Consider the following 19862-nt stretch of genomic DNA (forward strand, 5'->3'; position numbering starts at 1 on the left):
AACAGCATAGAGCGGCGACAGCTGACGGACGGTGTGACGTTCTCGTCCGGCAGCGGGCGCCGAGCGAACCGGGCCGAGGCTCAGGCGGACGGCACGCAGCCATCCGGCTGCGAGATGAGGGGCAGGCTCACCCAGATGTCGTCGTTGTAGGTGATCCCGGTCGCCGCGACCGGTGGCATGGTCCAGATGTACTCGAAGGTCGTCGGGCCCGAGCTCGGGGCGATCCACGTGAGAGAGAACTGCTGGCTGCCGGTGGTCGCGTTGACCGGCCCGATCGGGACCTGGGTGCCGGCTGACTGGGCGGGCTTGGTCGAGAAGCGCTGCTGCCGGATGCCGCCGACCGCGACGTCCATCGTGGTCACGACCTGCGTCGTCGCCGCCGCAAGGTTGCCGAGCAGAGAGAACGTGAAGACATACGTCACGCCGGCCACCGCGTCGAAGGTCGCGGTGATCGCACTGACGTAGTCCACCGCGGCGGCATTCGTCACGCGGTAGAAGTTGTCGTTGTACTGGCGGTAGCCGAGGCGTCCATCGACCGTGCGCCAGGAGTTGTTGGCGCCGGCATCCTGGTTCCGACCGGACCGAGGATCCTCCAGCGCCCATGCCGCCGACGTCGCCGGAAGGAACGCGCACGCCGGAAGCGCCGCTGTCGACGCCGCCGTCAGGGGCGTCGCGACCGCCGCCGCGATGACGGGCAGCGACCAGGCCGCAGCGCGGACCACCGTGCGCCTGGTGGGAGGGGGCGGCGTCGCCTCCGCGTCGTCTGGCATCTCTTCGGTCATGGTCTCCCCCTGGTGCGTGCGTCCCCGTGGCGCGCCGAACCGCAGCGGATGGCGGTGCGGCCTCTGGGCGTCGTGTGCCTGAGCGGGCTCTCGGGCATTCCAGAAAAGGCTACGAATCCGCGCATCGTCGCGGTATCCCCAGTGGTGGGGATCTCCGGTGGCCGCCGCAGGCAGACCGTGCCGGCGCGCATGGCCTGCGGTCGCTCGCGTCATCCGGTCGAGACGCGGCTCCGCTCGCGGATCAGGAGCTGTTCGAGTCCTAGGCTGGGCCCATGGTCGAGTCGTCGTCATCCTCCGCTGATGCCGAGGCATCCGCTCCCCTTGCCGAACGCGCCGTCGATCTCGCTCGTCGCTGGGTGATCGAGGCCGGTGCCGCCGACGTCGATCCCGCCGCAGAGCGTCTCGCCGGCGTCCTGCAGGATGCCGGTGGTCTGCCGTTCACCCTCGGTTTCGTCGACGGCGTGATGCGTCCGGAGAGTCTCGGTGCCGCGGCATCTCAGCTGCACCGCATCGCCCCGGACGTGCCCGGCTTCCTGCCCTGGTACCTGCGCGGAGCCGTGCGTCTCGGCGGCGGCGTCGCGCCCCTGCTGCCCTCGCCCGTGGTGCCGATCGCGCGCAGGGTGCTGCGTGACATGGTCGGACACCTCGTGGTCGATGCGCGACCGGCGAAGCTCGGACCGGCCATCGCGAAGCTGCGTGACCCCTCGACCGGCTCAGGGGCCGCCGTCCGCCTCAACCTCAACCTGCTGGGCGAAGCCGTGCTCGGAGAGGCAGAGGCGAAGCGCCGGCTCGACGGCATCCACGAACTGATCCGACGCCCCGACGTCGACTACGTCTCGGTCAAGGTCTCGGCGATCATGAGCCACATCTCGATGTGGGCGTTCGACGACGTGGTCGATCAGGTCGTCGAACGGCTGCTGCCGTTGTACCTGACGGCAGGGGAGGATGCCGGGGCCGGACCCACGTTCATCAACCTCGACATGGAGGAGTACCGCGACCTGGATCTCACGATCGCGGTGTTCACGCGCCTGCTCGAGGATCCGCGACTGCAGGGACTCGAGGCGGGCATCGTGCTGCAGGCCTATCTGCCCGATGCGCTGCCCGCGTTGCAGGAGCTCACGGCGTGGGCGCGCGAGCGCGTCGAGTACGGCGGCGCCCCCATCAAGGTGCGTCTGGTGAAGGGCGCCAACCTCGCGATGGAACAGGTCGAGGCGAAGATCCACGGCTGGACGCCCGCGACCTACGACACCAAGCTCGACACCGATGCGAACTACCTGCGCTGCCTCGACTGGGCACTGCAGCCCGAGAACACCGCCGCCGTACGCCTCGGCATCGCCGGGCACAACCTGTTCGGCATCGCCTACGCCTGGCTGCTCGCGGGGGAGCGCGGTGTGCGCGACGAGATCGAGTTCGAGATGCTGCTCGGCATGGCGCAGGGGCAGGTGCAGGCGGTCTCCCGCGAGGTCGGAGCCGTGCTGCTGTACGTGCCCGTGGTCGCGCCCGCCGAGTTCGACGTGGCCATCAGCTACCTGGTGCGGCGGCTCGAGGAGAGCGCCTCGCCCGACAACTTCCTGTCGGCTGCGCTCCGGCTGGACGAGGACGAGTCGCTGTTCGTCCGTGAGCGGGACCGCTTCCTCGATGCGCTGGACCGCTCGACCGAGCCGACGTTCTGGCGGGGCCCGCGGCGCACCCAGAACCGTCTCGCCCCGATGCACGAAGCGGTGCGCCCTGTGCCTGCCGCCCCGGTGCCCGAAGCGGACCTCACCAAGGCGGTGCTCGGCATCTCCCGCGGCTCCGATGGCGAAGCATTCCTCGAGACGGCCGTGTACTCGACGCGTGAGCTGGACGCGGATGCCGGTGGCGCTCCCGGTTTCGTGAACGCACCGGACACCGACCCCGCGCTGGCCGCGAACCGCGAGTGGGCGCAGGACGTGCGCGAACGCATCGCGGATTCCTCCGCCGGCGTAGACACCCTCGCGACCTCCCGCGTCGAGGATGCCGGGACGCTGGACGAGCTCGTCCGTCAGGTGCGGGATGCGGCGCCGAGCTGGGGGTCGCGCCCCGCGGCCGAGCGCGCCGAGGTGCTGCTGCGCGCGGCGGCCGCACTCGAGTCGCACCGCGGAGAGCTGATCGAGGTCGCAGCATCCGAGACCGGCAAGGTCTTCGCCGAGGCGGACGTCGAGGTCAGCGAGGCCGTCGACTTCGCCCGGTATTACGCCGCCAAGGCCAGGGAACTCGACGCGATCTCGGGGGCGGCCTTCGTACCGGCGGCGGTGACCGTGGTCGCTCCGCCGTGGAACTTCCCCGTCGCGATCCCCGCCGGCGGGGTGCTGGCGGCGCTCGCCGCGGGATCGGGAGTCGTGTTCAAGCCCGCCCCGCAGGCGCGACGGTGTGCGGCGGTCGTCGCCGAGGCGCTCTGGCAGGCAGGGGTACCGCGTGATGTGCTGGCCCTCGTCGACATCGAGGAGGGCGAGCTCGGCCAGGCGCTCATCACGCATGAGGCCGTCGACCGCGTCATCCTCACCGGCTCCTGGGACACGGCGGCGCTGTTCCGCTCGTGGCGTCCCGATCTGCCCCTGCTCGCCGAGACCAGCGGCAAGAACGCGATCATCATCACGCCGTCGGCCGATCTCGACCTGGCGGTCGCCGACCTCGTGAAGAGCGCGTTCGGGCACGCAGGGCAGAAGTGCTCGGCCGCGTCCCTCGCCATCCTCGTCGGGCCGGTCGGCCGCTCGCAGCGTTTCGCGCGACAGCTCGCCGATGCCGTGCGCTCGCTGCATGTGGGATGGCCGAGCGACCCCCTCGCCGAGGTGGGCCCGGTGATCGAGAAGCCGCAGGGCAAGCTGGCCTGGGCGCTGACAGCGCTCGAGGGCGACGAGCAGTGGCTCATCGAACCGGCCGTCGCGGCCGACGATGAGAGCGGGCGGCTGTGGCGCCCCGGCGTGCGCGTCGGCGTGCAGGTCGGGTCGCGGTTCCACACCGAGGAGTTCTTCGGACCCGTGCTCGGGATCATGCACGCCCCGACCCTCGCGCGAGCCGTCGAGATGCAGAATGCGGTCGCCTACGGACTGACCGCGGGGCTGCACACGCAGAACCCCGACGACCTGGCGTTCTGGCTCGACCGGGTGCAGGCCGGCAACCTCTACGTCAACCGCGGCATCACCGGTGCGATCGTGCAGCGGCAGCCGTTCGGCGGATGGAAGCGCTCCTCGGTGGGACCCGGCGCGAAGGCCGGTGGGCCGAACTACCTGATCGGGCTGGGCACGTGGCGCTCGCAGCCAGGAGCCGCGGCATCCAGCACGCTGCACCTGCGCGGCCTGGACTCGCGGATCACGGCGCTGATCGAATCCGCTCAACCGTCGTTGGAGTACGAGACGTTCGAGTGGTTGCGTCGCTCCGCCCTGTCGGATGCGCTCGCCTGGGACCGCGAGTTCGGCCAGGTGCGCGACGTGTCGCGGCTCGGGGTGGAGCGGAACCTGTTCCGCTACCGGCCGCTGCCGGTCGAGATCCGAGCCGCGGCCGATGCTCCGCTGCAGGATCTGCTGCGCGCCGTGATCGCTGCGGTGCGCGCCGGCGCCGCCTTCACGCTCTCGACCCCGGTCGGGCTTCCCGCCGGGGTGCGTCACGCGCTCGGAGACCTCGACGCCGCGGTACACCTGGAGAGCGACGAGGAGTGGATGCAGCGGATGCTGCGCCGCGAGGAGTCCGTCGAGCCAGGGGCGACTCCGGCACCGCGGGTGAACCGGGTGCGTCTGGTCGGCCCGCGCGATGCGGTCGCTGTCCTGCACGCCGCGCTCGCCGCTGCGGTGGAGGGCGACCCCGACCTCGCGGTGTACGACGGCGAGGTGACGGCCGCCGGGCGCATCGAGCTGCTGCCGTTCGTGCACGAGCAGTCCATCAGCATCACCGCACACCGCTACGGCAACCCCGACCGCACGTTCAGCGACGTGATCTGAGGCCGCGGCGGGCGCGCGGCGTGTCCTGACCCCTCGCGAAGAAACACAGCGCGTGTAAAGAATTGTTGACATCCGGCTGCACGGCGACGTACAGTGAGCGTGTCAATAATTCTTTACACGGAGGTCGTCATGGTCTACGAGGAACGCAACGCCTGGGCGGGGCTCATCGTGAGTCCGATCTCGATGATCGTCTACGTCGTGCTGGTGCTCCGACAGGCCGGGGGAGGACCGCTGACCGATGTCGACTGGTTCCCCCTCATGCTGTGGGTCATCGGCGCGAGCATCGTGGCGACGATCGTGCTCAGCATCGTGTGGGGCATGATCGCCGGTGCCAAGGACCCGGACGGCGTTGGTCGCTCCGACATCCGCGACCGCGACATCAGCCGCATGGGCGGCCGCGTCGAACAGGCCTTCGTGGTGATCGCGGGGCTCGGGGTGATCGCGCTGTGCGCGGTGGGTGCCGATGTGTTCTGGATCGCGAACACCATGTACGCCGGATTCGCGGTCGCGGCGCTCGTCGGCGGTATCGCCCGTGTCATCGCCTACCGTCGGGGCCTGGTGTGATGGTCAAGCCGACTCTCGTCTCCAACAGCATCCGCCAGCATCGCGAGGCCGCGGGCCTCACGCAGGCCGAGCTCGCCCGCACCGTCGGGGTGACCCGGCAGACCCTCATCGCGATCGAGCAGGAGAAGTACTCTCCGACCCTCGAGCTCGCGTTCCAGATCGCCCGCGCCTTCGGTGTGGGGATCGACGACCTCTTCCAGTACCCGGAGCACTGACATGACCGAGATGAAGTCCGCCTGGCGCGGGGAGGCCTACGGGCCCTCCGCCGGCACGACGCTCGCCCAGATCCCCGTCCCCGCTCCGCGCCGCGGGGAGGTGCTGCTGAAGGTGAGAGCGACCGCGCTGAACGCGGGCGACGTGCGCCTGATGCTCGGGGATCCGCTGCTCGTGCGTCCGATCTTCGGTCTCACGCGGCCGAAGTATCCGGTGCGCGGCATGGATGTCGCGGGCACGGTCGTCGCGGTCGGCCCGGATGTGGTCGGCGCCGAGGTCGGCGAAGAGGTCATCGGGGAGCTCTCCGGCGGCGGCGGGCTCGCACCCTACGCCACGGTCGCCGCATCCCGACTGGTGCCACGGCCGGCCGACATCGCCCCGGAGCCCGCCGCCTGCCTGCCGATCGCCGGCGGCACCGCGTGGCAGGCGCTCGACCTGGCCGGCGTCGGACTCACCGCGGCCACCGCGCCGCGCGTGCTGATCATCGGAGCATCCGGAGGCGTCGGGACCTTCGCGGTGCAGCTGGCCGCGCTCCGAGGTGCCGAGGTCTGGGCGACATGCGGTGCCCGCAACGCCCCGCTCGTCGAGCGGCTCGGCGCGGTGCGCACGCTCGACCACCGCACGCATCCGCTCTCGGAGCTGCCCACCGCGCACTTCGACGCGGTCATCGACATCGCCGGCGGGGTGCCGCTGCGCGCGCTGCAGCGACTGGTCGCTCCCGGCGGCACCGTCGTGCTGGCGACCGGCGACGGCGGCCACGTGCTCGGACCGATACCGCGGATGCTGAAGGCCGCGTTCCTGTCGATCGGCTCGCGCCGACGCATCCGTCCGCTGACCGCGACGACCAGGCCGGAGGTGCTGCGCACGCTGCTCGAGCTGACGGCCGAGGGGCGCATCGTGCCGGTGATCGAGCGTGAGTACGCGTTCGCCGAGGCATCCGCCGCCCTCGCCCACATCGAGGCCGGTCACACGGTCGGCAAGGTGGTCGTGCGCGCCGCATAGCCGTCCGGAGAGCCGTGCCGCGACACCCTGGCGTCGCACAGCGGGCGGATGACACAATGGAGCGTGGCGTGCCCGAGTCGCATCTTCCCCGCCGCCGGCTCTGAACGAGCGGCGGGTCGAAGGACCGTCGGGCCCCTGGACAGCGTCCGCCGGAACAGTTCCTCGAGGAGCACCCATGTCGATGCCTGAGACCACCGTCACCTCAACACCCGCGCGCACCGCGCACCACCGCCGCTACCTGATGTGCCGCCCCGAGCACTTCACCGTCAGCTACACGATCAACCCATGGATGGAGCCGACGAAGCCGACCGACACCGCCAAGGCCGTCGCGCAGTGGCAGAAGCTCCACGACCTGTACCTCGAGCTCGGGCACGAGGTCGAGCTGATCGATCCGCTGGCCGACTACCCCGACATGGTCTACACCGCGAACGGCGGCTTCCTGATCGACGGCCGCGCCTACGTGCCGAAGTTCCGCTTCGTCGAGCGCGCCGGCGAGGCTCCGGCTTTCGCGGACTGGTTCCGCAGCGCCGGCTATGACACCGTCATCCCGGAAGAGGTCAACGAGGGCGAAGGCGACTTCCTGCTCGTCGGCGACGTGATCCTCGCCGGCACGGGCTTCCGCTCGACCGGCGACAGCCACCGCGAGGTGGGCGAGGTCTTCGGCCGCGAGGTCGTCTCGCTGAACCTGGTCGACCCGCGCTTCTACCACCTCGACACGGCGATCGCGGTGCTCGATCCGGTGCAGGGCGTCGAGAACGGCGGACCGGAGCACGCCAACATCGCCTACCTTCCCGGCGCCTTCGACGACGCGAGTCGCGCGATCCTCGAGGAGCGCTTCCCCGACGCGATCCTGGTGTCGGACGAGGACGGCTCGGTCTTCGGGCTGAACTCCGCGAGCGACGGCTACAACGTGGTCATCTCGCCCCGCGCGAAGGGCTTCGAGGCGCAGCTGCGCGAGCGCGGCTACAACCCGATCATGGTGGACCTCTCCGAGCTGCTGCTCGGCGGCGGCGGCATCAAGTGCTGCACGCTCGAGCTGCGCCCTTCGTCTCGTCGCTCCGCTCCTCGCTCAGGAACCGGTGAGTGACATGACTGCGACTCCCGAGCGAGCGAAGCGAGACGCAGGACACGTCGCGCACAACTACCACCCGCTACCCGTCAACATCGCCCGCGGGGACGGCGCCTGGGTGACGGATGTCGAGGGCAAGCGCTACCTCGACCTGCTCGCCGCGTACTCCGCGGTGAACTTCGGGCACCGGCACCCTGCCCTCGTCGCCGCGCTCACCGAGCAGCTCGGCCGGGTCACGCTCACCAGCCGTGCGTTCGAGAGCGACCGGCTCGAGCCGTTCGCCGCCGCTCTCGCGAAGCTCTGCGGCAAGGATCTCGTGCTGCCCATGAACACGGGCGCCGAGGCGGTCGAGACCGGCATCAAGGTCGCGCGCGCCTGGGGTTACCGGGTCAAGGGCATCGCCGACGGCCGGGCCCGGATCATCGTCGCGGCAGGCAACTTCCACGGTCGCACCACCACGATCATCAGCTTCAGCGACGACGAGTCGGCCCGAGAGGGCTTCGGCCCGTACACGCCCGGCTTCGACATCGTGCCCTACGGGGACGCGGATGCCATCGCCGCGGCCATCACGGATGACACGGCAGCCGTGCTGATCGAGCCGATCCAGGGCGAAGCCGGCGTCGTGATCCCGCCGGAGGGGTACCTGCGCCGCATCCGCGAGATCTGCGACGAGAAGAACGTGCTCTTCATCGCCGACGAGATCCAGGCGGGGCTCGGCCGCGTCGGCGAGACCTTCGCCTGCGACCGTGAGGGCGTGGTGCCCGATCTGTACCTGCTCGGCAAGGCGCTCGGCGGCGGCATCCTCCCGGTGTCGGCGGTCGTCGGCGACGAGGACGTGCTCGGTGTCATCCGTCCCGGCGAGCACGGCTCGACCTTCGGGGGCAACCCGCTCGCGGCGGCCGTGGGGCTGCGCGTCGTCGAGATGCTCGAGTCGGGGGAGTTCCAGGAGCGCGCCCGTGCTCTCGGTGCACACCTCGACCAGGGTCTGCAGCCGCTCATCGGACACGGCGTCACGGCGGTGCGCATCGCCGGACTCTGGGCCGGCGTCGACATCGACCCCGCCAAGGGCAGCGGGCGAGAGATCGCAGAGAAGCTGCTCGATCGCGGGGTCCTCGTGAAGGACACGCACGGACAGACCATCCGCATCGCGCCACCGCTCGTGATCCGCGCGACCGAGCTCGACTGGGCTGTGGAGCAGTTGCGGGTGGTTCTCGGGGCGTAGGCCCTGCATCCATCCGGAGCCGTCGGGTGAACTTTGCGGCCCTGATCAAGAATCGCGGACGAATCGTGAGGATTCCTCCGCGATTCTTCACTTCCTCCGAAAAACGGAAGGCCGGTTCAGGAGGCAGGCCGGCGCCGGGACTCAGGCCGGCGGATTGTCGGGGTCGAGCAGCTTGAGCGTGTCCTCTTCGGCGGGGTTGTCGGCCTGCAGCTGCTCCTCGGTCGTCTCGTCGCCGCCGAGCGGGGCGGGGGTGTCGTCGTCGCGGCTCGCGTCGCCCTGGATCGCACCGTCGGGGGAGTGGCCGTGGCCGGCGTCGCCCTGGATCGCGCCGTGCGGAGAGTCGCCGTGCGAGCTGTCGCCCTGCAGTGCGCCGCCCTGGCTGCCGCCCTGCGGGTCATGCTCCTGGGTGCCGTCGACGTCGGATGCCCCTTCTGCGGGGTCCTGGGGGTGGGGTGTGGTGTCGTTGTTCTCAGTCATGACGTGAACGTACGTCCGTGACGCCGGGGTCGCGCACCCCCTTGACACCACGCCCGAACGGCTCAGCGCGGGTACTGGGGCGACTCGTCCTCGCCGTGCGAAGGCACATCCGGATCGTCGTATCCCGAGAGCTCATCCGACGACACGAGGTCGTCGACGTCGAGCGTGGCCGGCCCGGCATCCGCCTTCGATTCGGTGTTCAACAGGTGTGCGGGGATCCGGATCGGCGTGGTCGGGGCGACGGGCAGACCGAGTCGGCGCTGCAGCGAGCGCATCCACCGCGGCTGCGCCCCGAGCACTCCTCGTTCGTCGCGCGACTCGACCTCGAGACCGTAGTAGTCGCCGATCTTGTCGATCAGCTGCGCGCGCTCCGCACGGGCGTAGGCGCGTCGCTCGCGGGTGAAGGCGACGACCGTCGACCAGCAGATCAGCAGCATCACGACGCTGAACGGCAGCGCGATCGTGATCGCGGCGGTCTGCAGCGCGGTCAGGCCGCCGGCGAGCAGCAGGGCGATCGCGAGGGCGGCGGTGACCGCGACGAAGAACGTGCGGATCCAGCGCTTCGGGTTCTGCTGGCCGCCGGTCGCGATCATGCCCATCACGAGCGCGCCGGAGTCGGCGGAGGTCACGAAGAAGATCGCGATCAGCAGCACGGCGCCCAGGCTCACGATCGTGCTGCCCGGCACGTGCTCGAGCAGTCCGAACAGCGCGCCCTGCAGATCGACGGTGCCGTCGGGTCCGGTCAGCGTGCCGGGCGACTGCAGCTCGATCGCGAGGGCCGATCCGCCCAGTACCGCGAACCACAGGATGCCGAGCAGGGTCGGCACCAGGATGACGCCGGCGACGAACTCACGCACCGTGCGCCCCTTGGAGATGCGGGCGATGAAGATGCCGACGAACGGCGCCCACGAGATCCACCAGCCCCAGTAGAACGAGGTCCACTGCGCCTGCCACTCCTCACCCGCGGTTCCCTGGAACGCGCTGACGTTGAACGAGAGGCCGACGAAGTTCTGCACGTAATAGCCGATCGACTGCACGAACTCGCGCAGCAGGAACTCGGTGGGACCGACGGCCAGCAGATACAGCACGAGCAGTCCCGCCATGACGAGGTTGGCGTTCGACAGCCACTTCATGCCCTTGGTGACGCCCGAGAGCACGGACATCAGCACGAAGACCGAGATGATCAGGATGATGATGACCTGCGTGGTCTGGTCGGGCTTCGCCAGTCCTGCGGCACTGAGTCCGGCGCTGATCTGGATCACGCCGAGTCCGAGCGAGGTCGCGACGCCGAACAGCGTGCCGACCAGGGCGATCACATCGATCGCGTGGCCCCACCCTCCCTCGACGCGCTTGCCGAGCAGCGGCTCGAGGGTCCAGCGGATCGAGATCGGACGCCTGCGGCGGTGGATGGCGTAAGCCAGGGCGAGGCCGATCACGACGTAGATCGACCAGGCGTGCACGCCCCAGTGCAGGTAGGTCTGGCCCAGCGCGGCCTGCGCGAGCTGTTCCGGTGTCCCGGTGACGCCGGGGCGCGGGGTCGCGAAGTGCGTGAGGGGTTCGCTCACGCCGTAGAACACCAGGCCGATGCCCATACCCGCGGCGAACAGCAGCGAGAACCACGACATGAGCGAGAACTCCGGCTCGTCGTCATCCCGGCCGAGCTTGATGTCGCCGAAGCGGCTGAAGCCCAGGTACAGGCTGAACGCGACGAAGAACGCGGCGATCAGCACGTAGTACCAGTTGAAGGCGTTGACGATCGTCGTCTGGATCGCCCCGAACAGCGCCTCGGCGAGATGAGGGGCGGCGAGCGTGAAGGCGACGAAGGCGACGATGATGACCGTCGCGGGCCAGAAGACCCAGCGCTGCACGGGGGGGCAGCGAACGGCGGGATGTCTCGCCCGCTGCGGTGTCCGTGGAGACGGGATCCGAGGGTCCGGCATCCGACGGCTGGGGCGTGTTCTCCGGTCCGCTCATGCGTCAACGGTATATCGCTGACGCGCCGGCGGTCAGTCCTTGGGTCGCGCGGAGCGGATCGGAGTGGTCACGGCGGCCTCGTCGCTGAACTCCACGGGGTCGACCTCGTCGATGATGCTGAGCGGTCGCGTCTCGTCGAGTGTGAGCAGGAATCGGCGGTTCTCGTCGCGATGCAGCCGCCCGGAGGTGAACACCCAGATCGCACCGATCGCGCAGGCGATGAGGCCGGCCGTACCGCCCAGCATGATGGCCGCGCGCGGGCCGAACGCGTCGGCGACCCATCCGGCGATCGGCGCGCCGACCGGCGTCGAGCCCATGATCACGGCCATGTACAGGGCGAGCACGCGGCCGCGCAGGGCGGGGTCGGTGGTCATCTGCACGTAGCCGTTGGCCGTGGTCAGCAGGGTCACGATCATGAAGCCGGTGAACATCAGGGTCACGGCGTAGGCGGCATAGCTGGGCATCGCGGACGACACGAACGCGGCGATGCCGAATCCGCCCGCCGCGAAGATCACCACGCGCACGCGGGCACGGTCGCGGCGGGCGGCGAGCAGGGCTCCGGCCAGCGACCCGATCGCGAGGATCGAGCTGAGCACGCCGTAGCCGTCTGCGCCGGAGCCGAACTCGATGGCCATCGTCGAGGCGAAGATCGGGAAGTTCATGCCGAAGGCGCCGATCAGGAACACGGTCACGAACACGACGCGCAGGTCGCTGCGCCCCCAGACGTAGCGGAACCCGGCCGCGAGGCCCCCGCGGTTGCGGTGCTTCGGGCGGGGCGCGAGCAGGCTCGTGCGCAGCATCGCCAGGGCGAGGATCATCGCGAGGAAGGTCGCCGCATTGACGATGAACACCCACCCGGAGCCGATCGCGACGATCAGCAGTCCGCCGACGGCCGGCCCGATCATGCGGGCCAGGTTGAAGGATGCGGAGTTCAGCGCGACCGCGTTGGAGGTGTCGCCCGTGGAGACCATGTCGGAGACGAACGCCTGGCGCGCCGGTGCATCGAAGGCGTTCACGACGCCGAAGCCGAGGGCGAAGCAGAACATCATCGGCAGGGTCATCAGACCGTTGAGCAGCAGCACGCCCACCGCGATCGCGAGCCCGAGCAGTGCGGTCTGCGTCGTGAGCAGGATGCGGCGCCGCTCGAACCGGTCGGCCACCCAGCCGGTGAGACTGACGAGCACCAGAGGCGGACCGAACTGCAGCGCCATCGTGATGCCCATGGCGGTCGCGTCGTTGTCGGTCAGCTCGGTGAGCACGACCCAGTCCTGGGCGGTCGCCTGCATCCAGCCGCCGACGTTGGAGACCAGGGCACCGGCGAACCAGATGCGGTAGTTGATGTTCGCGAAGGAACGGAACATGGCGCTCATCGGTCGGTCACCCGCCGCATCAGGGCGCTCGCCGTGCGCAGCGTCTCGAGCTCCTCCTCGGTGTAGTCGAGTTCGCGGAGCATGTCGGCGAGCAGCTCATCGCGGCGGCGGATGGTCTCGACCACGATCTCGGTGCCGGTCTCGGTGATGTCGACCTGCACGCGGCGACGATCGTCCTCATCGGGGGTGCGCACCACGAAGCCCTGCTTCTCGAGGCCGTCGACCGTGCTGGTCATCGATGGCGCCGCGACGCGCTCGTGCTCGGCGAGAGCGGAGATCGTGCGGCGGCCGTGCATGCGCAGCGTCGCGAGCACGGCGAGCTGAGCATCGCTCATGGCGTCGGCGGCACGGGCGGATCGGAGCCGACGGGCCAGACGGAAAGTGGCCATGCGCAGGTCTGTGGCCGTGAGGTGGAGGAATTCTTCAGACGCAGACATTACTTAGATAGCCTATCTAATCTTTCTGCGCAGGGGAAGGCGGATGCCGTCGACGCGGCGCGCACCGGGCAGAATGGAGGGCGTGACCCGAACTCTCGCCTTGGAACTCGCCGTACAGGACCCCGCAGGCGTCCGCATCGCCACGGAGGTCGGCGCCGTGCGCGTCGAGCTCGCGACCGCCCTCGCGCTGGGTGGGCTCACCCCGTCGCAGGCCACGGTCGAGCTCGCGGTCGAGACCGCGGGCGACTCCGGCCCCGAGGTGCACGTGCTGATCCGGCCGCGCGCCGGAGGGTTCCACTACGACGCCGATGAGCTCGTGGTCGCCGAGCGCGATGTGCGCCTGGCGCTCGCCTCCGGCGCCGCCGGTGTCGTCATCGGCGCGCTCGACGCGGAGGGGCGCCTCGACAGCGACGCGATGACCCGCCTGCGCGACGCCGCCGGTGGAGCGTCCGTGACACTCCACCGGGCCATCGACGTGACGGCGGATCCGCTGGCCACGCTCGCGGCCGCGCGGAGTCTCGGCCTGCGTCGCGTGCTCACCTCGGGAGGCGCCTCGGCTGCGATCGACGGCATCGACACCCTGCGCGCGCTCGTCGCCGCGGCCGAGGGCGAGATCGAGATCATGGCCGGCAGCGGCGTGGATGCCGCCACGGCCCCCGCACTCGCCGCAATCGGCGTCGACGCCCTGCACTTCTCCGCCAAGCGCGCGGTGCGCGAAGACGGCGGGGTGCGGATGGGCTCCGCCTCCGACGGCGTCGGAGGGTATGAGGTCACGGATCGCGACATCGCGCTCGGTGTGCGGGCGGCGCTCGGTCTGTAGCCGGTCCTCTCCTCCATGGGTAGGCTCTCAGCGTGACGGATACGCGAGAATTCACGGATGCCCACGGCATCGCCATCGTCTATGACGTCCACCCGGCGGAGGGTACGCCGCGCGGGATCGTGCAGCTGCTGCACGGCGTCGGCGAGCACGCTGGGCGCTACGGCGCACTGATCGCCGCGCTCACCGGCGCGGGGTTCACGGTCTACGCCGACGACCACCGAGGACACGGTCGCACGGGCATCCGTCAGCATGAGGGTCCTGCCAAGCTCGGCAGGCTCGGCAAGGGTGGGCTGCGTGCGGCGGAAGAAGCGGTCTGGCAGCTGACCGGCATCATCCGTGGCGAGAACCCCGACCTCCCTCTCGTGCTGCTCGGTCACTCGTGGGGTTCGTTCCTCGCGCAGATGCTCGTCAACGATCACCCTGACGCCTGGGACGCTGTCATCCTCTCCGGCTCTGCGCTGCGCATGCCCGGCTCGCTGAACGCGGCGCCGCTGAACGCCCGGTGGGCGGGTCCGGACGCGACCGGGTTCGAGTGGCTCAGCCGCGACCCCGCGGTGTGGGACTCCTTCGAGAACGACCCGTTGACCACCGATGTGCCGCTGCTCAAGCTCTTCGGTCCGGTCGAGGCCGCGAAGCTCTACGGGCGGCCGGCGAAGGACCTGGCCGCGAAGGGCCACGACATCCCGCTGCTGCTCCTGGTCGGGCGCGACGACCCTGTCGGCGGACCGCGCAGCGTGCACAAGCTCGCCGAGGAGTACCGCACCCGCTCCGGCTTCACCGACGTCACGACGCTGGTGTACCCGGACGCGCGGCACGAGATCTTCAACGAACTGCAGCAGGCCGAGGTGCGCGCCGACGTGCTCTCCTGGCTCGACACGCATCTCCCGCCGCGCGACTGATCGGGTTCCCCGGCGTCGCCGTGTTACGCACGATGAACGCGCATGACAGCCGGTGAAGCCGCATGACGTTCCCCTCGAAGGTGCGCTCAGCTGCCGCATAGATTCGGGGCATCATTCCGCGGACGAGCGAGGTGAGGTCCCCCGAGCGGTGCCCTCGCACGGGAGGGAACTGCTCCGATGAGTTTCGAGAAGGACTGGCAGGACTGGCACACGTCGCGCGAGCGCTATGCGGGCGCGGAGTACGGGCCGGCGGCGCTCGAGTCGACCAACTGGCTCATCACCGAGCCGGCCGCCGTCGACGGCATCCCCGGCCTCTGGGCGCTCACCGAGGACGGTGGCATCCGCGGCAGCGATCTCGGGCAGACCGGTGAGAGCGTCGCGCTCCGTGGAGTGCAGACGCTGCGGCTCGGCCGGCGAGAGTTGCGACGGTTCACGCGCAACGGCACGGTCGCGCTGCGCGTCTACAACCCCGGACGGTTGGAGCGGGAGCGCTTCAGCGGGATCGACGCCTACCGGCCCGATCGCGCGTGGCGGGTGCCGGCGACATTCGAGCCGACACCGGGGGAACAGGTCACGATCACCACGGTCGACGGCGCGGCGCACGAGTCTCCCCTCGCCGGTCGCCTGCGCTTCACTCTGCGCGAGAAGGAGCACGAGCTGACGGTCACCCGCAATGCGCAGGGGGCGCTGAGCGCGGTGTTCGGCGACGGGACCAACGGGCGGGAGACCTATCGGTTTCGGTTCCTGCCCATCGACGAACCGGAGGCCGACGGGACGGCGGTGATCGACTTCAACAGGGCGTATCTGCCGCCGTGCGCATTCTCCGACCAGTTCGTGTGCCCGCTGCCCCCGGAGGGCAACCGCTACACGGTGCCGATCCGCGCCGGAGAGCGCGCGGTGGTGCTGGGACGCTGACGCCGGACCGGGCTGTCGAGGCCTCGCGGACTTAAGCTGGAACCGTGCACGGTGAATACAAGGTCCCAGGGGGAAAGCTCGTCGTCGTCGACCTGGATGTCGAGGACGGCAGGATCGCGCGATTCCGCCTCGCCGGCGACTTCTTCCTCGAGCCGGACTCCGCGCTCGACGACATCAACGCCGCGGTGACGGGGCTGCCGGTCGAGACGGATGCCACCGCCATCGCCACCGCCGTGCGCGAGGCCCTGCCCGCGGGGGCCCAGCTGCTCGGGTTCACCCCCGATGCGGTCGGCACGGCCGTGCGCCGCGCACTCGTGACCGCCCCGGGCTGGCGCGATTTCGACTGGGAGATCGTGCATGACAAGGCCGTCTCTCCGCGCATGAACCTCGCGCTCGACGAGGTGCTCACGGCACGCGTGGGCGAGGGGCGTCGCCGTCCCACCCTGCGCATCTGGGAGTGGGACGAGTCCGCCGTGGTGATCGGCTCCTTCCAGTCGTACCGCAACGAGGTCGACCCGGAGGGGGCGGCCCGCCACGGATTCGATGTCGTGCGCCGGATCTCCGGCGGCGGGGCGATGCTCATGGCGGCAGGGCAGATCATCACCTACTCGCTCTATGTGCCGGCGTCGCTGGTCGCGGGCATGACCTTCGCCGACTCCTACGCCTTCCTCGACGACTGGGTGCTGCAGGCGCTGCGCTCGCTCGGGATCGACGCGGTCTACCAGCCGCTCAACGACATCGCGAGCCCGACGGGCAAGATCGGCGGTGCCGCGCAGAAGCGCCTCGCGAACGGGGGAGTGCTGCACCACGCGACTCTCTCCTACGACATCGACGGTCAGATGATGACCGAGGTGCTGCGCATCGGGCGCGAGAAGCTGAGCGACAAGGGCACCACGTCTGCGGCGAAGCGCGTGGATCCGCTGCGCAGCCAGACCGGACTCACCCGCGCCGAGATCATCGAGCGCTTCATCGGCACCTTCCGCTCGCTGACGGATGCCGAGACCGGAGCGATCAGCGCCGAGGAGTATGCCGCCGCCGAGGCGCTGGTGGAGTCGAAGTTCGCCACCGACGCGTGGCTGCACCGGGTCCCGTGACCGATCCTTCGACAGGCTCAGGACCCCCCGAGGCGGACGGCGCGGAGGCCCCGGAGCTGACGCCCGGTGCTGTCACGATCATCGAGGGTGACAACCTCGCCGCGGCCGCGACCCTGCCCGCGGCATCCTTCACCCTGATCTACCTCGATCCGCCGTTCAACACCGGCCGTACGCAGGAGCGGCAGGTGGTGACCGCGAGGCGGACCTCCACAACTCCGGAAGAACCGAGCGCTCCGGCGGCAGATGGGGCCGAAGCTGGCGAATCAGCCGCAGATCTCCGGAGTTCTGGAGCGGAAGCCGCCGAGACCGCCGGCGAGACCGAGATCCGCCACGGCTTCCACGGCCACGCCTATGAGCGGGTGCGGGGCATGCTGCGCACCTATGACGACCGCTTCGACGACTACGGCACCTTCCTGATGCCGAGGCTCGAGGAGGCCTGGCGGCTGCTCGCCGATGACGGCACCCTGTACCTGCACCTCGACTACCGCGAGGCCCACTACGCCAAGGTCATGCTCGACGCCGTGTTCGGTCGCGACTCGTTCCTCAACGAGCTCATCTGGGCCTACGACTACGGGGCGAAGTCGCGGCGGCGCTGGCCCACCAAGCACGACACGATCCTGGTCTACGTGAAGAACCCGCGGTCGTACGTCTTCAACGCCGATGAGATCGATCGGGAGCCGTACATGGCGCCGGGCCTCGTGACGCCCGAGAAGGCAGCGCGCGGCAAGCTGCCGACCGACGTCTGGTGGCACACGATCGTCCCCACCACGGGCCGCGAGAAGACCGGATACCCCACGCAGAAACCTGAGGGGATCCTCCGCCGGATCATCCGCGCCTCCAGTCGCCCCGGCGACCGCGTGCTCGACCTCTTCGCGGGAAGCGGCACGACCGGTGCGGTGGCGTCGGCCCTGGGCCGCGACGCGGTGCTGGTCGACGACAATCCGGAAGCGGTCCGCGTGATGCGCGAGCGGATGCCGCACGCCGAGGTGACGACGCTGGGCTGAGCCACTCAGTGCGAGGGGCGCAGCAGCACCAGGAACTGCTCGATCTCGCCGGCCATGTCGAGTGAGGGGTCGAGCATCCACGCGGACTGCAGCCCGTCGGCCAGGGCATGCATGGTGCGCACGATCCAGGCGGGGTCGAGGTCGTCGCGCAGCAGCCCTGCCTGTTGGTCGGCGGCGACCTGGGCGCGGGTGAAGTCCTCCACGCGGGCGGTGCGTTCGCGGAAGTACGCGTGTGCGGGGTGTTCGGGGTCGCCCGCCTCGGCGGCGAGCTGCGCGTAGAGCTGCACGAGTCCTGGCACGGAGGCGTTGTGGCGCGTGACGGCGAGGAACGCCTGCACCACGTCCTCTCCGGCGTACTCCTGCTCGTCCCGGTCGTCGCGGGCCCGGAGGATCGCGACGAACAGCTCCTCCTTGGTGCCGAAGTAGTGCAGCAGGCCCGCCGGGCTGAGGCCGGCGGCATCCGCGATCTCGCGTACGGATGCCTTGCGGTAGCCGTGCTCGGCGACGACGGCGAGGGCGGCCTCGAGGATCTCCTCGCGCTTGACCACGCCCTTCGCGTACGCCCCCCGTGTCGCCATGGCCCCAGCGTATCCGTGCGTGCGGGATCTCGAAAACCAAACGATGTTCGTGAATCACTTGCGTCCGCGTCCGTTGATCTGTCACGATGTGCGTTGAATCCCGAACAACGTTTGGTATTGGTCCTGAATCCGCTCAACGAGGAGCCGACATGTCCGTATCCCCTCTCGATCCCGCCACCGATCTCGCGCCCACCGGCGCCATCCGTTCCGTCCCGCCTGCCGCGGGCGAACCGGCCGCCAGTCCTCCGGCGAACCGGCGCCTGCTGCCCAGCCTGCTCCTGGCCTCGCTGACGCTGTTCGCCACCTACGGCGGACTGATCGCGATCCTGCTGCCCAGCCAGGTGCTCCTCATCGACGAGCAGAACAAGGTGGCCAACCTCGGCCTCGTCACCACGATCTCATTCGTCTTCACGCTGTTCGCCCAGCCGATTGTGGGAGCGCTCAGCGACCGCACACGCTCACGCTTCGGTCGCCGGGTGCCGTGGATGGTGCTCGGGGCGATCATCGGCGGGATCTTCCTGTTCGGGTTGGGATCGCTGCGCGACATCCTGTGGATCACGGTGTTCTGGGTCGTCATCCAGGTCGCCCTCAACTTCTTCCAGGCGCCGCTCACCGCCATCACCGCCGACCGGTTCCCACGGGCCCAGCGCGGCGGGGCGAGCGCCATGATCGGCCTGGGCACGCAGCTCGGGATGACCGTCGGCATCATGCTCGCCGGTGCCTTCGCGGCGCAGCTCGGCATCGGGTACGCCGTGTTCGGCGGGGCCGTGATCGTGGCGGCCGTGCTGTTCGCGCTCGTCAATCGGGACTGGTCGTCGAAGGAGGCCGCGGTCGATCCGTTCCGCTGGGGCGCGTTCTTCCGCGGATTCTGGATCGACCCGCGCCGCCACCCCGACTTCGCCTGGGCGTTCGCCGCCCGTTTCCTGCTGATCCTCGGCTACTTCGTCGTCAGCGCCTACCAGCTCTACATGCTCACCGACTACATCGGGATGCCGCTCGCGGATGCCCAGGGTGCGGTCGTCACCCTGACCCTGGTCGCCTTCATCCCGACGCTCATTGCGATCGCGCTCTCCGGGTGGTGGAGCGACAAGGTGGGGCGGCGCAAGGTGTTCATCTATGCGGCGTCGGTGGTCATGGTGGTCGGCCTCGCGATGCCGCTGCTCCAGCCCAACATGACCGGAATGATCCTGATGAGCGTCATCAACGGCATCGGCTTCGGGCTCTACATGTCGGTGGATGCCGCGCTGATGACCGAGGTGCTGCCGAACGAGGGCGTGTCCGCGGGCAAGGATCTCGGCATCCTGAACGTCGCCACCAACGTGCCGCAGGCGCTGAGCCCCGCGATCGGCGGCATCATCATCACGGCTCTCGGCGGCTATGCGACGCTCTTCGTGTTCGCGATCGTGTTCGTGATCCTCGCCGCCGTCGCGACCGCGCCGATCAAGGGAGTGCGCTGATGTTCACGATTGAACAGGAGAATGCTGTG

At 69.8% G+C, this 19862-nt stretch carries 18 protein-coding genes; 12 read left to right on the forward strand and 6 right to left on the reverse strand.

What is annotated here, in order from left to right; translation table 11 throughout:
* Positions 1-80 precede the first annotated feature (80 nt).
* Positions 81-782, reverse strand: a complete 702-nt coding sequence (locus tag FB560_RS00885; RefSeq protein WP_141870638.1) for a hypothetical protein — start codon at positions 780-782, stop codon at positions 81-83.
* A gap of 272 nt (positions 783-1054) precedes the next feature.
* Here FB560_RS00885 and FB560_RS00890 point away from each other — a divergent pair, with 272 nt between their 5' ends.
* The 6 genes from FB560_RS00890 to rocD all read left to right on the forward strand — a co-directional run bounded on the left by FB560_RS00890 (position 1055) and on the right by rocD (position 8808).
* Complete coding sequence (locus tag FB560_RS00890) at positions 1055-4738, forward strand: proline dehydrogenase family protein (protein ID WP_141870639.1); 3684 nt, start codon at positions 1055-1057, stop codon at positions 4736-4738.
* A gap of 129 nt (positions 4739-4867) precedes the next feature.
* Positions 4868-5302 carry a hypothetical protein gene (locus FB560_RS00895; RefSeq protein WP_141873057.1) on the forward strand — a complete coding sequence of 145 codons (435 nt, stop codon included), beginning with the start codon at positions 4868-4870 and terminating at the stop codon, positions 5300-5302.
* Positions 5302-5517 (forward strand): helix-turn-helix transcriptional regulator, encoded by a 216-nt coding sequence (locus FB560_RS00900; RefSeq protein ID WP_141870640.1) that lies wholly within the window; start codon positions 5302-5304, stop codon positions 5515-5517. The genes FB560_RS00895 and FB560_RS00900 overlap by 1 nt, the downstream gene beginning before the upstream one ends.
* 1 nt (position 5518) lies before the next feature.
* Positions 5519-6517 carry an NAD(P)-dependent alcohol dehydrogenase gene (locus tag FB560_RS00905; protein WP_141870641.1) on the forward strand — a complete coding sequence of 333 codons (999 nt, stop codon included), beginning with the start codon at positions 5519-5521 and terminating at the stop codon, positions 6515-6517.
* A gap of 175 nt (positions 6518-6692) precedes the next feature.
* Positions 6693-7604, forward strand: coding sequence for a dimethylargininase (gene ddaH, locus FB560_RS00910; protein WP_141870642.1), 912 nt, complete (start codon positions 6693-6695; stop codon positions 7602-7604).
* A gap of 1 nt (position 7605) precedes the next feature.
* Positions 7606-8808 (forward strand): ornithine--oxo-acid transaminase, encoded by a 1203-nt coding sequence (gene rocD, locus FB560_RS00915; RefSeq protein ID WP_141870643.1) that lies wholly within the window; start codon positions 7606-7608, stop codon positions 8806-8808.
* A 141-nt stretch (positions 8809-8949) separates the two neighbouring features.
* On the opposite strand, the gene FB560_RS00920 is transcribed toward rocD, so the two are convergent.
* The 4 genes from FB560_RS00920 to FB560_RS00935 form a co-directional block, all read right to left on the reverse strand.
* Entirely contained in the window at positions 8950-9285 is a 336-nt protein-coding gene (locus FB560_RS00920) for a hypothetical protein (protein ID WP_141870644.1), read from the reverse strand.
* 62 nt (positions 9286-9347) lie between these two features.
* A complete protein-coding gene (locus FB560_RS00925; protein WP_229673375.1) occupies positions 9348-11153 on the reverse strand; it encodes a BCCT family transporter in 1806 nt (601 codons plus the stop codon).
* 138 nt (positions 11154-11291) lie between these two features.
* Entirely contained in the window at positions 11292-12620 is a 1329-nt protein-coding gene (locus FB560_RS00930) for an MFS transporter (protein ID WP_141870646.1), read from the reverse strand.
* A 5-nt stretch (positions 12621-12625) separates the two neighbouring features.
* A complete protein-coding gene (locus tag FB560_RS00935) occupies positions 12626-13066 on the reverse strand; it encodes a MarR family winged helix-turn-helix transcriptional regulator (protein ID WP_141870647.1) in 441 nt (146 codons plus the stop codon).
* 82 nt (positions 13067-13148) lie between these two features.
* Between FB560_RS00935 and FB560_RS00940 the strand changes: the two genes are divergently transcribed.
* The 5 genes from FB560_RS00940 (at position 13149) to FB560_RS00960 (ending at position 17798) form a co-directional block, all read left to right on the forward strand.
* Positions 13149-13886, forward strand: coding sequence for a copper homeostasis protein CutC (locus FB560_RS00940; protein ID WP_141870648.1), 738 nt, complete (start codon positions 13149-13151; stop codon positions 13884-13886).
* Positions 13887-13918: 32 nt separating this feature from the next.
* Positions 13919-14785: an alpha/beta fold hydrolase gene (locus FB560_RS00945; RefSeq protein ID WP_141870649.1), complete on the forward strand. Its 867-nt coding sequence runs from the start codon at positions 13919-13921 to the stop codon at positions 14783-14785.
* Between the two features lie 177 nt (positions 14786-14962).
* Positions 14963-15700, forward strand: a complete 738-nt coding sequence (locus FB560_RS00950; RefSeq protein ID WP_141870650.1) for a DUF1684 domain-containing protein — start codon at positions 14963-14965, stop codon at positions 15698-15700.
* 44 nt (positions 15701-15744) lie between these two features.
* Entirely contained in the window at positions 15745-16794 is a 1050-nt protein-coding gene (locus FB560_RS00955) for a lipoyl protein ligase domain-containing protein (protein ID WP_141870651.1), read from the forward strand.
* A 56-nt stretch (positions 16795-16850) separates the two neighbouring features.
* Positions 16851-17798: a DNA-methyltransferase gene (locus tag FB560_RS00960; RefSeq protein WP_229673379.1), complete on the forward strand. Its 948-nt coding sequence runs from the start codon at positions 16851-16853 to the stop codon at positions 17796-17798.
* Between the two features lie 5 nt (positions 17799-17803).
* On the opposite strand, the gene FB560_RS00965 is transcribed toward FB560_RS00960, so the two are convergent.
* On the reverse strand, positions 17804-18376 hold the full coding sequence (locus FB560_RS00965) for a TetR/AcrR family transcriptional regulator (RefSeq protein ID WP_141870653.1): 573 nt from the start codon (positions 18374-18376) through the stop codon (positions 17804-17806).
* Positions 18377-18525: 149 nt separating this feature from the next.
* On the opposite strand from FB560_RS00965, the gene FB560_RS00970 reads away from it, so the two are divergent.
* Positions 18526-19833, forward strand: coding sequence for an MFS transporter (locus tag FB560_RS00970; RefSeq protein ID WP_141870654.1), 1308 nt, complete (start codon positions 18526-18528; stop codon positions 19831-19833).
* The last annotated feature ends 29 nt before the right edge of the window (positions 19834-19862 follow it).

This window comes from Microbacterium saperdae (assembly GCF_006716345.1).
Lineage (GTDB): Bacteria > Actinomycetota > Actinomycetes > Actinomycetales > Microbacteriaceae > Microbacterium > Microbacterium saperdae.

Bases quoted from the DNA above. Each gene is read 5' to 3' on its own strand.
- FB560_RS00890 (WP_141870639.1), top strand. From the start codon at position 1,055: ATGGTCGAGTCGTCGTCATCCTCCGCTGATGCCGAGGCATCCGCTCCC.
- FB560_RS00950 (WP_141870650.1), top strand. From the start codon at position 14,963: ATGAGTTTCGAGAAGGACTGGCAGGACTGGCACACGTCGCGCGAGCGC.
- FB560_RS00905 (WP_141870641.1), top strand. From the start codon at position 5,519: ATGACCGAGATGAAGTCCGCCTGGCGCGGGGAGGCCTACGGGCCCTCC.
- FB560_RS00935 (WP_141870647.1), bottom strand. From the start codon at position 13,066: ATGTCTGCGTCTGAAGAATTCCTCCACCTCACGGCCACAGACCTGCGC.
- FB560_RS00895 (WP_141873057.1), top strand. From the start codon at position 4,868: ATGGTCTACGAGGAACGCAACGCCTGGGCGGGGCTCATCGTGAGTCCG.
- FB560_RS00900 (WP_141870640.1), top strand. From the start codon at position 5,302: ATGGTCAAGCCGACTCTCGTCTCCAACAGCATCCGCCAGCATCGCGAG.
- FB560_RS00920 (WP_141870644.1), bottom strand. From the start codon at position 9,285: ATGACTGAGAACAACGACACCACACCCCACCCCCAGGACCCCGCAGAA.
- ddaH (WP_141870642.1), top strand. From the start codon at position 6,693: ATGTCGATGCCTGAGACCACCGTCACCTCAACACCCGCGCGCACCGCG.
- FB560_RS00930 (WP_141870646.1), bottom strand. From the start codon at position 12,620: ATGTTCCGTTCCTTCGCGAACATCAACTACCGCATCTGGTTCGCCGGT.
- rocD (WP_141870643.1), top strand. From the start codon at position 7,606: ATGACTGCGACTCCCGAGCGAGCGAAGCGAGACGCAGGACACGTCGCG.
- FB560_RS00885 (WP_141870638.1), bottom strand. From the start codon at position 782: ATGACCGAAGAGATGCCAGACGACGCGGAGGCGACGCCGCCCCCTCCC.
- FB560_RS00965 (WP_141870653.1), bottom strand. From the start codon at position 18,376: ATGGCGACACGGGGGGCGTACGCGAAGGGCGTGGTCAAGCGCGAGGAG.
- FB560_RS00970 (WP_141870654.1), top strand. From the start codon at position 18,526: ATGTCCGTATCCCCTCTCGATCCCGCCACCGATCTCGCGCCCACCGGC.